Source organism: Paucibacter hankyongi (assembly GCF_037482915.1).
Lineage (GTDB): Bacteria > Pseudomonadota > Gammaproteobacteria > Burkholderiales > Burkholderiaceae_C > Paucibacter_A > Paucibacter_A hankyongi.
The window spans coordinates 1-12,667 of record NZ_JBBHJX010000023.1 but is presented as its reverse complement, the minus strand read 5'-3'; the positions used below and the strand labels follow the sequence as shown (position 1 = coordinate 12,667).

Annotated in this window: 8 protein-coding genes; all 8 read left to right on the top strand. The window is 52.3% G+C overall.

Annotated features, from left to right (window positions below; genetic code table 11):
* Positions 1 to 6: 6 nt before the first annotated feature.
* Entirely contained in the window at positions 7 to 1,641 is a 1,635-nt protein-coding gene (xrtA, locus tag WG899_RS20855) for an exosortase A (protein WP_339597587.1), read from the top strand.
* 379 nt (positions 1,642 to 2,020) lie between these two features.
* Positions 2,021 to 3,985: an XrtA/PEP-CTERM system amidotransferase gene (locus WG899_RS20850; RefSeq protein WP_339597586.1), complete on the top strand. Its 1,965-nt coding sequence runs from the start codon at positions 2,021 to 2,023 to the stop codon at positions 3,983 to 3,985.
* A 2-nt stretch (positions 3,986 to 3,987) separates the two neighbouring features.
* Entirely contained in the window at positions 3,988 to 5,229 is a 1,242-nt protein-coding gene (locus tag WG899_RS20845) for a TIGR04063 family PEP-CTERM/XrtA system glycosyltransferase (RefSeq protein WP_339597621.1), read from the top strand.
* Positions 5,226 to 6,332 (top strand): glycosyltransferase family 4 protein, encoded by a 1,107-nt coding sequence (locus tag WG899_RS20840; RefSeq protein WP_339597585.1) that lies wholly within the window; start codon positions 5,226 to 5,228, stop codon positions 6,330 to 6,332. The genes WG899_RS20845 and WG899_RS20840 overlap by 4 nt, the downstream gene beginning before the upstream one ends.
* 53 nt (positions 6,333 to 6,385) lie before the next feature.
* Positions 6,386 to 7,738, top strand: a complete 1,353-nt coding sequence (locus WG899_RS20835; protein ID WP_339597584.1) for a phenylacetate--CoA ligase family protein — start codon at positions 6,386 to 6,388, stop codon at positions 7,736 to 7,738.
* A 157-nt stretch (positions 7,739 to 7,895) separates the two neighbouring features.
* Complete coding sequence (locus WG899_RS20830; RefSeq protein WP_339597620.1) at positions 7,896 to 9,212, top strand: putative O-glycosylation ligase, exosortase A system-associated; 1,317 nt, start codon at positions 7,896 to 7,898, stop codon at positions 9,210 to 9,212.
* A gap of 214 nt (positions 9,213 to 9,426) precedes the next feature.
* Positions 9,427 to 11,541 carry a polysaccharide deacetylase family protein gene (locus WG899_RS20825; RefSeq protein WP_339597583.1) on the top strand — a complete coding sequence of 705 codons (2,115 nt, stop codon included), beginning with the start codon at positions 9,427 to 9,429 and terminating at the stop codon, positions 11,539 to 11,541.
* A gap of 383 nt (positions 11,542 to 11,924) precedes the next feature.
* Positions 11,925 to 12,667, top strand: a 743-nt coding sequence (locus WG899_RS20820; RefSeq protein WP_339597582.1) for a GNAT family N-acetyltransferase, incomplete at its 3' end; no start/stop codon positions are given.

The window sequence follows — 12,667 nt, the reverse complement described above, 5'->3', positions numbered from 1 at the left end:
GACTTCATGAATATTGCTCCTGCCTGGCGACGTGCTCTGCCAGCCTTTTTGCTGCTGCTCGCAGCCGTGTTGCTGATCTATCGCGACACGGCCTTGGCCATGGTCGAAATTTGGAATCGCTCCGAGACCTTTGCCCATGCATTTGTGGTCCCGCCGATCAGTTTGTGGTTGATCTGGCGCCAGCGTGCCGTCCTCGCAACCTTGAGTCCAAGCCCCTCGGTCTGGTTTTTGGCGCCCCTGGCGGCGATGGGTTTGTTGTGGCTGTTGGGAGATTTGGCGGCGGTCAATGCGGCGACGCAACTGGCGCTCACCGCCATGTTGGTCTTGGTCGTGCCTGCAGCTCTGGGTTGGCCGGTTGCTCGGGCTATTGCTTTTCCCTTGGGTTTCTTGTTCTTTGCGGTGCCCATCGGCGAATTCATGACGCCGAAATTGATGGAGTGGACGGCCGACTTCACGGTCGCCGCCGTTCGTGCCAGCGGTATTCCTGTGTTTCGTGAAGGCCAGAATTTCGTCATACCGAGCGGCAATTGGTCGGTGGTCGAGGCCTGCAGTGGCATTCGATATCTGATGGCCTCGGTAATGGTTGGTACTCTGTTTGCTTATCTGAACTACAGATCCTTGACTCGCCGCTGGATCTTTGTTGGTGTATCCATCGCCTTGCCCTTGATAGCCAACTGGGTCCGAGCTTACGGTATCGTGATGTTGGGGCATTTTTCGGGCAATAAGATTGCGACCGGCGCCGACCATCTGGTTTACGGGTGGGTCTTTTTCGGCATCATCATGATGATGATGTTCATGATAGGTGCGCGCTGGTCCGAGCCGGATTCGCTGCTGCCTAAGGCCATTGATACCTCAACCTTGGCCTCGTCGGCGCGGGGGGCTCCGGCTTGGTTATTCTCTTGGGCTGCTGTCCTGTTTGTTGTGCTTTCCCCGCATCTCGCGATCAAGTCGCTCTTGTTGTCGGAAGGGCCGGCAGAGTTTTCATTGTCGGCGCCAATGTTGGGCAATACTTCTTGGCAGGGTGAGTCCACCGCTACGCCGAAATTCAAGCCGGTGATTGAAAATCCAAGTGCTGAGTGGCAGGGCAGTTTTCGATATGTGGCTGCGGATAATTCACTTTCCTCTGCAAGCCCGGTGGGTTTGTATGTAGCCTATTTTCGGCAGCAGACTTATCAGCGCAAGTTGATCAGTTCGAGCCATGTTCTTGTCAGCTCAAAGGACCCGATTTGGTCGGTTGTCAACACAGAGAATCGTTCCCAAGATGTGGGCGGCGTATCATTACCGTTGCAAACCGCCGAATTACGAAACGCGAGGGAAGCAGGATTGGGCGGAGCACCATCAATAGCCGGAGGGCTCAATGTCTGGCGGGTCTATTGGATCAATGGTCGCCCTACGACCAGTGACTGGCAGGCTAAAGTTTACGGCGCAGCCTATCGCCTGCTGGGGCGCGGTGATGACGCGGCCGTATTGGTGTTCTATGCGGACAAAACCGGTGGAGAAGAACAGTTGGCGACATTTGTGCGAGACAACTGGACCGCCTTGGACACTTGGTTGCGCAGCAATCGTGACATGGCGTTGAAAGGGTGGGTTGCTCAGGGGCGGGGGGCGACCACTCCCACTACACAGAAAAGTCTAAATTGATTTCTCCAGTTATCGGGATTTCTGTGCTTTCTACTCGGTGCAAATCATGAAGAGCGAGGCGAGTCACGATTTGCTCTTGTTGCCGGTGCGTTGGAGCGGTATATCCCACGGCAATTCAAAGTTGTTGGTACAAGCTGTTCACTTTGACCGGGTTGTCGGTCCGGATGTGTAATTAGTGGAGGTAAGAGTGCATCGGAGTTGGCTTTTCTCCCGATGACAGTGTGCTCGAGTCTGCCACAATAAAAGAATAAGTTGGCTATGGTGCTCAACCTGAGCGCAATAGTCCCTGAGGTAAAGCTGCGTTCTATTGCTAATTTGGTCTTCGGACCATGTGGCCAACTGGCACGACGCCTACAATACGCTATAGGATTCCTTTGCGATGTGCGGAATTACCGGAATTTTCGATACCCGTGATATGCGGGAGTTGGATCGTTCGCAATTGCAGCGCATGAACGACTCGCAATTCCATCGCGGCCCTGATGAAGGGAGCCTGCATCTAGAGCCCGGGGTGGGCCTGGGTCACAGGCGCCTGTCCATTATTGATATCGCCACCGGCCAGCAGCCACTGTTCAACGAAGACCATTCAGTGGTACTTGTCTTCAATGGTGAGATATATAACTTTCAATCCCTGGTGCCTGAGTTGGAGTCACTCGGACATGTTTTTCGCACTAAGAGTGATACTGAGGTTATTGTCCACGCGTGGGAATCGTGGGGTGAGGGCTGTGTGCAACGCTTGCGCGGCATGTTTGCCTTCGCATTGTGGGACCGCAATAGGCAGACCTTTTTCATCGCTCGCGACCGACTGGGCGTGAAGCCCATGTATTGGTCCTTGCTGGATGATGGGATACTTTTATTTGGTTCGGAGTTGAAGTCCTTGCTGGCCCATGGCGGCATGACGCGCGAGATCGATCCTTGCGCGGTCGAGGAGTATTTTGCGCTTGGTTATGTAGCGGAACCACGGTGCATCTTCAAACAAGCGCAAAAGCTGGCACCTGGTTACAGTCTGCTGATCCGGCGCGGCGAAGCGATACCCGAGCCAAAGCAGTTCTGGGATTTGCGTTTCACGCTCGACAATCCGATCAGTGAAAAAGATGCCTGCGACGAGTTGCAGGCGCGCCTGAAAGAGTCGGTGCGCCTGCGCATGATTTCTGATGTGCCGCTGGGAGCGTTTTTGTCCGGTGGTGTCGATTCCAGCGCGGTCGTGGCGGTGATGGCTGGTATGACTGAAGAGCCAGTCAATACTTGCTCGATTGGCTTTGATGACCCGTCTTTCAACGAGTCAGCCTTCGCTCAGACGGTTGCGGATCGCTACAAGACCAACCATCACCTGGAGATCGTCAAGAGCGACGACTTTGATTTGATCGACATTCTGGCGAGGCTCTACGATGAGCCTTATGCAGACAGCTCGGCAATCCCGACTTATCGCGTCTGCCAATTGGCACGCAAGCACGTGACGGTGGCCCTATCGGGAGACGGGGGTGATGAGACCTTTGGCGGCTATCGACGATATCGCATGCATTTGATGGAAGAGCGCATGCGTTCGGCCCTGCCTGAGGGCCTGCGCAAGCCGATTTTCGGCACCTTGAGCAAGCTGTACCCGAAAGCTGACTGGGCGCCCCGCGTCTTGCGTGCCAAGACCACCTTCGAGGGCGTGGCGCGTAGTTCAGTTGAAGCCTACTTCCATTCGGTGTCGATTCTGCGTGGCTCAATGCGGGAACAGTTGTTCAGTAAGCGCTTCAAATTGGAATTGTCCGGCTATAACGCGAAGCAAGTCTTCGATCTCCATGCCGCCAAGGCAGGTACAGATGATCCATTGGCTTTGATTCAGTATTTGGACCTGAAGACCTATCTTGTGGGCGACATCAACACTAAGGTAGATCGGGCCAGTATGGCGCATTCGTTGGAGGTGCGTGAGCCTTTGATGGACCATCAATTGGTTGAGTGGCTCGCGACCTTGCCATCGAATCTGAAGGTCAAAGGGCAGGAAGGGAAATATTTGCTGAAGAAAGCCATGGAACCGATGCTGTCGGACGACATTCTCTATCGGGCCAAGATGGGCTTCTCAGTGCCATTGGCTCGCTGGTTTCGGGGCCCGCTCAAACAACGTGTTCGGGAGGCAGTACTGGGTGAGCGCTTGGCCTCCACGGGCTGGTTCGACCCGGTCTATCTGCGTCACCTGGTGGATGCCCATCAAAGTGGCGCGAGCGACTACAGTGCGCCAATCTGGACTTTGTTGATGTTTGAAGCCTTTCTGCGCCAAGTGGTAGATGGCATCGGCAACTCGATGGGCACGCATGCACCCGAGCAAGCGTTCGAGGCAGCAGAACAGGCGGTGGCGTCATGAGTTTGCGTGTTTTGCATGTGCTGGATCACACTGTGCCGCTGCACAGCGGCTACACGTTCCGGACCCTCTCTTTACTGCGCGAGCAGCGCAAGCTGGGCTGGGAAACCCACCACCTGAGCAGTCCCAAGCATGGAGAGGGCTTGCCGCCTCAAGCTAGAAATTTGGATTTGGAGGAGGACATCGACGGATGGCATTTCTTTCGTACGCCGATGACATCAGGTGGTGGTGGTTTGCCCGGCTTGGGTGAGTTGCATCTGATGCGCCAGTTGGAATTGCGGCTACAGCAGGTGGCCGAGCAGTTGCGTCCTCAAATTATTCATGCGCATTCGCCGGTGCTGAACGTCTTGCCGGCCTTGAAGGTGGGGCGGCGCCTGGGTATTCCAGTCGTCTACGAGGTGCGAGCATTTTGGGAGGACGCGGCCGTGGACCACGGCACGACTACCGAGGGTAGTCTGCGCTACCGCATAACTCGCGCGATGGAAACCCGTGCGCTCAAGCGCGTAGACCATGTGTTTACCATCTGCGATGGTCTGCGACGCGACATTGTCGCGCGTGGCATCGCGCCGGACAAGGTGACGGTAATACCCAACGCCGTGGACATCGACTCTTTCGAGCCAGGCGGGCAAGCCGACCTCGAACTCAAAATCAGTCTTGGTCTGAATGATTGCACTGTGCTCGGCTTCATCGGTTCATTTTATGCCTATGAGGGCCTGGACCTGTTGATTGAGGCGATGCCTCAGATTCTGTCGCAACGACCCGATGTCCGGCTACTCCTGGTCGGTGGTGGGCCGCAGGACTCGGCGCTGAAGGCCCAGGCTCAACGCCTTGGAGTCCAAGATAAGGTTGTTTTTACCGGGCGTGTGCCGCATGCCGAGGTAACGCGTTACTACGACCTAGTTGATGTACTAGCCTACCCACGCCATTCGATGCGGTTAACTGAATTGGTCACTCCGCTCAAGCCGCTCGAGGCGATGGCGCAAGGCCGTGTCTTAGTGGCCTCGGATGTCGGAGGCCACCAGGAACTGATTCGTGATGGCGAGACGGGCATGTTGTTCAAGGCCGGAAGCGTTATCGCCCTCGGCGAGACGGTGCTGAGGCTGTTGGCCAATTCCGTTCTATGGCCAAAACTTCGACTTCAAGGTCGTGAGTTCGTTGAAGTCGAACGCAATTGGCGAAAGTCCGTCAGTCGGTATCCTGAGGCCTATGCCCGCGCATTGAGTGTCGAGCCTGGAACGGTAGGGTGAAAGAGTTCGTCGGCTTGCGGGTTGCACTTGTGGGGCCTTTGCCGCCACCGGCCGGCGGTATGGCCAATCAGACCCATCAATTGGCTGAGTTGCTTCGGGGCGAAGGTGCTTATGTCGATCTCGTGCAAACCAACGCCGCTTATCGGCCAACTTGGATCAGCCAAGTCCCGGGTTTGCGGGCATTTTTTCGACTGCTACCGTACCTGTTGAATCTTTGGCGAGCCGCAGGTCGCAATCAACTGCTACATGTGATGGCCAACTCTGGTTGGTCCTGGCACCTGTTCGCCGCGCCCGCTATCTGGATTGGTTTTTTGAAAGGTAAGCCAGTGCTCGTCAATTACCGTGGCGGGGAGGCGGGGAGTTTTTTGGAGCGCCAGTCAGGTGTTGTCCGTTTCAGTTTGCGGCGCGCGAGTTCTCTGCTGGTCCCCTCGGGGTTCCTAGAGGCTATTTTTGCGCAGCACGGCTTTACCTCGACAGTTTTGCCGAATGTGGTGGACTTGCAGCGGTTCTATCCTACTGAAAATTCGGAGAATCCCGCGACGAATGAGCTTCGATTGTTGGTAGCCCGAAATCTGGAGCTTTTGTACGATAACGCTACAGCCATTCGCGCATTCGCGAGAATTCGTGAGGCTTACCCAAACGCAACATTGACAGTTGCGGGCTCAGGCCCGGAGAAGGGGAATTTGATGCTTTTAGCTGAACAGTTAGGCATCGGGCAGGCTGTGCGCTTTACCGGGCGCCTAGACCGCGAAGCGATGGCAAACGAGTACCGACTGAGCGCTATTTCGATTAACCCAAGCTTGGCTGACAATATGCCGAACTCGGTGCTTGAGTCGTTGGCAAGTGGTGTCCCAATTGTAACAACCAATGTTGGCGGTGTGCCCTATCTCGTAAAAGACGGAACGACCGCCTTGTTTGTTCCGATCAATGACGATCAAGCCATGGCCGAGGCATTGCTGCGCCTTTTAAAGGACGTACCTTTGTGCAAACGACTCCGAGAAGAAGGGCTGGCAGAAGTGCGGAGGTATACATGGGCGAAGATTGGTCCGCAGCTTGCAGAAAGCTACCGCTTGGCTCTCAAAAGTTCTCCATCGAAGTTCTAGTATATCTGTCCCTAAATATTTTCCACATTTGATTTAAGTCTTCCCCATTCGATATGTCCGCCTACACACGCCTCGTTTCGGACCTGCTTTTTCCATTGCATGAGCGACTCAAGGGTCACAGTACGTTAACCGTTCGGCGGGGATTGGAGCAAAGCCAATGGCTGAGCCCGTTGGCAATTGAGGAGTTCCAACTTCGGCGGCTGAACGAATTTTTAGTCGAGGTAGCCAAGAATGTTCCTTACTATCGAGAATTGATGGCCAACGAAGGCGTTGTTCCCGGGCAATTCGCCAGCTTGAGTGAACTTCAGCGCTTACCGTTTTTAACCAAATCCGTCATTCGCGCTAATACTGAGGGGATGAAAAGCGCCCAGGCAGGCTCCCTCGCGCGTTTTAATACCGGCGGGTCAACGGGAGAACCGTTGATATTCTTCATCGGAAAAGAACGCGTAAGCCATGATGTCGCTGCCAAATGGCGGGCTACCCGTTGGTGGGGAGTAGACATCGGGGATCCGGAAATAGTGGTTTGGGGCTCACCCATTGAGTTGGGCGCACAAGACCATGTGCGTTGGTTGCGAGATAAGGTTTTCAGGACAGAACTCTTGCCAGCCTTCGAAATGTCGGCGGCCAAGTTAGATCGGTTTGTAGAAGCCATTCGCAAGAAACGCCCCAAAATGCTATTCGGCTACCCCTCCGCACTCTCTCACATTGCCCGCCATGCGCGCGAACGCGGCGTGGTCATGCATAACTTGGGCATCAAGGTCGCTTTTGTAACATCTGAGCGTTTGTACGACGAGCAGAGGGTTTTGATATCCGAAGTCTTTGGATGTCCGGTGGCGAATGGCTATGGGGGCCGGGACGCGGGATTCATCGCGCATGAGTGTCCCGCAGGAGGCATTCATATGACGGCTGAAGACGTGATTGTTGAACTGGTAGATGAAGAAGGGAAACCCGTGCCAAATGGTGTGGCGGGCGAGATTGTTGTCACTCACCTCGCCACCAAAGAGTTTCCATTCATTCGCTATAGAACAGGTGATGTTGCTGTCAAGAGTAGCTGTGCATGCGCATGCGGCCGCGGACTACCTTTGCTTCAGGAAATTCAGGGGCGTACAACGGATTTTGTTCTCACACAACACGGTGAAATAATGCATGGGTTGGCATTGATTTATGTGTTACGCGATTTGCCAAGTGTTAATTCATTCAAAATTGTTCAGCATAGTCGTCTTTTTACCGAAGTGTTTATTGTGGCGGCTGACGGTTTTGGGGAGAACGTTCGGGCCTTAATTATTAAAGGTTTCAAACGACGTTTGGGTGAAGGGGTCGAAGTAATAATCAAGATTGTTGATAAGATACCAGTAGAGAAATCTGGGAAGTTTAGGTACATCATTAGCTATGCCGAAGGTTCCTGAAAATTAAATCGTTGAAGTTTTCTAATGTTTTAAAGGGTTGGTGTGGAAAGTTTTCTGTGGGGCATAAATATAATCTGTGTCGTAATTCTGTGCTTTTGGGCGTTGAGGCAAGAAGATAATTCATGAGCTTGGGTGTTAGGGAGTATTTGTGCGTGACATGTTGTTTTTGGCTGTATTTCCACTCTTGTTGTATGGGTGTTATCGGCGTCCGTTTATAGCGGTTGGTTTGTGCGTGTGGGTCGCACTGTTCTACCCAAGTGGGTGGATGTATGGCGCTGCGCAAGGAATACGCTACAACCTAATTTTTGCACTGCTGGCAATATGGGGTGTGATTCGTCAAAAAAATTCTCAAAATTTCCGAATTAGTACTTTGAGTGTATTGGTCTTATTTTTTTTCGCCTGGACGACAATTAGCTCTATTTTGTCAGTCGGGCCGAGTGAGGTTGTCTGGGAGCATTGGACGCGCTTGTTCAAAATAGTGATATTGTATTTTCTTGTGTTGCTGGGAGTACGTCGACGGTTGCATGTGGAATTTATTTTTTGGTGCCTTCTTTTATCCATTGGGACATTTGCGGTAATTGAAGGGCTGAAGTACATTTCCTCAGGCGGGGCGCATGTGTTGCAGGGATTGCCCGGGCATGTTCTTGGGGATCGCAATGAATTAAGTATTGCCATGGTTATGACTATCCCGTTGGTAGCTTTTTTTTTGGCCGATGTCAGTCGAGGACAAGTAGTTCTTAAAGCATATCTAGTATCTGTGCTGGTGTTGTTGATCGTGTCTGTTTTGGGTTCAAATTCAAGGGGTGGTTTTTTGGCGTTGTCGTGTCTGGGGGTTTACTTTTTTCTTCAAAGTCGACATAAATTGTTGGTGTCATGTTTTTCGCTATTAATGGGGTGGATGGTTTTAAGCTATATGCCGGATAGCTGGTTTCAGCGTATGGATACGATTAATGATGCGACTTCTGATGGTTCCTTCTTAGGGCGATTGATGGCGTGGAAGATGAATTATGTAATGGCGCTTGATAGGCCCTTATTTGGAGGGGGATTTAAATCTGTCGAGAATTTGCAGGTGTGGCAATCTTTGGTTTCTAAGTTTTATCAAACCAATTTTTTTGGGTTGGATTACATTGAATTGACGCCAAATTCATCGAAGGCGGCGCATAGCATATATTTCCAGGTGCTAGGGGAGCATGGATTTGTTGGGTTAATGTTGTTTATGGGCTTGTTGGTGGTTGCATTTTTGAAGCTCGGTAGATTAAGGAAATTGGCAAGCAAATACGTCGAATTATCTTGGGTGTCTAGTTGTTCGGTCACGTTGCGCTTGATTCTTTTTGCATATGCGGTAGGGGGGGCTGCATTAAGTTTTGCATACTTCGACTTTGTGTATGTTGTTCTTGCGTTGGTGGTGGTCTTAGAGCGAATTCTAGATGAGTATTTTGCGAGCGACGGTCAGCGTTCTTTTGACGGAAACTAATCTATTTATTTCTCCTATTCGCAATGATTTGGTGACCTGCTTGGTGTTGCGTAGTTGGTGTTGATGCCATTCGGATGGTTGTGGTTGTCTGTAGAAATAGTTTGGTGATTAAGTGCTCAAATCTATAATAGGTAGCCTCGGTAAAGGCAAGCTAACAGTACTAGCTTTTCATAAGGTTTCTAGGTCTGTGCCAAATCAGCGCCTTTACGATGAGATGCCATTCGAACAGTTTAGCAAGCTGATTGATGTGGTCCGAACACACTTTAATGTGGTACCACTTTCGGAGGCAATTGACGACCTCCGTGCCGGATTACTGCGGCAAGCGACTGTTGCTATAACGTTTGATGATGGTCATGAGTCCTGGGTGAGTGACGTCTTGCCTTTTTTGCTTAGTCGCGGTTTACGTGCGACCTTTTTTGTTTCTACTGGACAACTTGGTGGCCCGAGGCTTTGGAATGAACGCGTTCAAATGGCTGTCGATGCTTTGCCGATAGATATGGTAATGCTGCGATTGAGATCGGCCGACATGCCAAATTTCCCCGTAGAGGGGGATTGTGAGAGGCGCGAAGCTATTGCAGCTTTGACGGGAATAGTTAAATACTTTTCTATAGGTGAGCGTGAGAAAATTATCCTTGAATTGGAGGAGTTGGCTGCGGTAGATGGCTTTGGTAGGCGTTTTAATGAAGCTTCCGTTATCGAGCTCAATGATGCAGGTATGGAAATTGGATGCCATACTGAAAATCATCCTATTCTTACTCTATGCACACACGATGAAGCACTGAAGGAAATTCGCGACAGTAAATTGAGATTGGAGCGAATTATTCGTGAGCCTGTCTTAGGGTTTGCCTATCCTAATGGCCGTCCGGGTCTCGACTATGGGTACCAGCATGTCGAAATGGTTGAGTCGTTAGGCTTTCGATATGCTGTTTCCACTGAAAAGGGCTTTGCCAATGGCACGACACCTTGGCTGCAGATTCCGCGGTTTACCCCGTGGCGCCACAGTCGTTTGGGGCAATTGGCTCAGTTGGTCCACAATTTGGTGTTGTCGAGCCCTGCTTGCGGGCTGGCGGTGGCATCTCCCAAAGCTGTAACTATGGTGGCCTTCCACTTCCCGCCTCAAGCAGGTTCAAGCGGAATACTGCGCACACTCAACTTCGTCCGAGAGCTGCCGTTGCTCGGTTGGCGCGTAGGTGTCGTTAGTGCTTGTCCGCAAGCTTATGAGCGAGTCGATCCAGAACTGGCCGGGCAGATTCCCTCCTCGGTGACCGTGACCCGTCCCCAAGCCTTTGACAGCAAGAAGGTATTCTCGATTAAAGGTCGATATCCCGAGTTTCTGGCTCTACCGGATCGCTGGTGGACTTGGTTTTTTGCGGGACGAAAGGACGGCGCCCGGCTGTCGCAACGGCTCGGTGCCAGGGTGATTTGGAGTACCTATCCGATCCTCACTTCCCATTTGATCGCCGCTGGAATAGCGCGCAGGCTTAGTAAGCCATGGGTGGCGGAGTTTCGTGACCCCGCGTTTCATGAGGAATGGGGCTATGGACTGCTGCGGGCGGTGGTCCTACGGTTTCTGGAAGCTTGGGTGGTGCGCCGCTGCACGCTGTGTGTGCTGGCTACCGAGAGCACTCGCAAGTTGTACGCGCGACGCTATCCGGACTGTGCTGAAAAGCTTCGTGTCATTCCCAATGGTTTTGATGAGCAAGCCTTCAACGATTTGTTGCCACAGCGTTTCGGTGTCCCGGATCAGCGATTTCTGGTTCTTCATAGCGGTGCGATTTATCCCAGGGAGCGTGACCCTACAACGTTCTTTTTGGCCTTGCGAACCTTTATGCAGTCCGAGGGCTTGAATGTCCGAGATGTTCTGGTGCGATTCCGTGCGTCTGGCGCTGATCAGTCCATCGCTGCAATTGCGAATGACTTAGGGCTAGCAGAGTGCATTGAGTTTTCGCCGGCTCATCCCTACCGTGCTGCTCTCAGTGAAATGATGGGCAGTGATCTGTTGCTGGTGTTTCAAGGAACAGCCTTTAACAATCAGATACCGGCAAAGGTGTACGAATACCTGCGGGCTTTTCGTCCCGTGTTCGCCGTAGTCGATCCGGTCGGGGCGACCGCCGAGCTACTTAGGGACCACCAGGGTGTTCTGATAGCCGATTGTTCTGATGTATCGGCTATTGCAGTGCAATTGACAGAAGCGTACCGCACTCATGCTGTGCGGCTTCCCGGTGCCAAGTCGCCTGTACGCTCGCGGGAATCTGTCGCTCAGTATTCTCGGCAGTACGGTGCCAAGGCATTGAGTGATTTGCTTGGAGAGTTGTGTGGTGAAGCGTGAGATTGAATTCCGATGCTGCAAACAAGCCCGCTGACATGGACCACCAACTTGAAGTCAATGTTGGTCCTGGAGCAAATTGAAGGTGCCCAGAAAGCAAAGGCTCAGCAAGGCTCGGGCGGAATGTAGCTATGTTCCAAAGTGATTCCTGGTTCAATCTCCTACGGCGTAGTGCGAGGCAAGTAGGTTTGTACTGCTTCCAACTGCGATTTCCATGCAGTGACGCTCGCGCTAACCATGTGCTCGAGTTGGTTGCAAGGCAGGGGAGCATTGACAGCTTGCTCGGACCTGTTGGTGGTTTGGTTAACTGTTATACACCGTTGTTTGGGCCGGTTCGAGGCGACAGTGTTCATTCCTTGCCGGAGGATTGCACTCATTCCCGAATCATGGATTTGACTCAACTTCGTCGCGAAAATCGATCTGGCGTGATAGTTCTTTCCCCCTTGGCGACCGAGGAGTCGTTCACGTGGGAATTAATTTCTGCACTTCGGGCGCAGGGATATTGGGTCAGGACCTTTCATTGTTTTGGAAATTGGTACTTCCAAACTAATGGTAAAGGATTTTCTGAATATCTGGCCGAACGCCCGTCGCAACTTCGTAATACTTTACGACGTGCGCAGGGCAAGCTGAATAAATTGGGCAACTGGAACATTGAACTGCACAAAACAACTGGCGTAGAACTAGAAAGGGCAATTCGTGACTACGACAAGGTCTACGGCGCCAGTTGGAAGCCTAGTGAAGCCGATCCCGAATTCGTGTTTAGCCTGATTCGCATGGCTGCCGAGCAGGGTAGTTTGCGCCTGGGCTTGCTCAAAATCGAGGGGGAGGCACTTGCGGCTCAGCTTTGGTTTGTCAAAGGCGGCGTGGCTTCCATTTACAAATTAGCCTATGTCGAGAATGCTGCGCCTCTATCCTTGGGCACGGTGCTTAGTGCGTTTATGTTCGAGCATGTGTTGGATTATGACCGTGTCGACGAGATCGATTTCCTCAATGGTGACGAACCATATAAGAGAGAATGGATGTCAGCTCGCCGCGTTCGTATTGGTATCCATGCTCTCGACTTGCGTCGGCCACCCGCCTGGGGTGCAGCAATCAAACAATTGGTTGGAGATTGGCTGCGTAAGCTCAC

Excerpts from the sequence above, each read along its gene's own strand:
- WG899_RS20825 (WP_339597583.1), top strand. The coding sequence starts at position 9,427 with ATGCCATTCGAACAGTTTAGCAAGCTGATTGATGTGGTCCGAACACAC.
- WG899_RS20850 (WP_339597586.1), top strand. The coding sequence starts at position 2,021 with ATGTGCGGAATTACCGGAATTTTCGATACCCGTGATATGCGGGAGTTG.
- WG899_RS20830 (WP_339597620.1), top strand. The coding sequence starts at position 7,896 with ATGTTGTTTTTGGCTGTATTTCCACTCTTGTTGTATGGGTGTTATCGG.
- WG899_RS20835 (WP_339597584.1), top strand. The coding sequence starts at position 6,386 with ATGTCCGCCTACACACGCCTCGTTTCGGACCTGCTTTTTCCATTGCAT.
- xrtA (WP_339597587.1), top strand. The coding sequence starts at position 7 with ATGAATATTGCTCCTGCCTGGCGACGTGCTCTGCCAGCCTTTTTGCTG.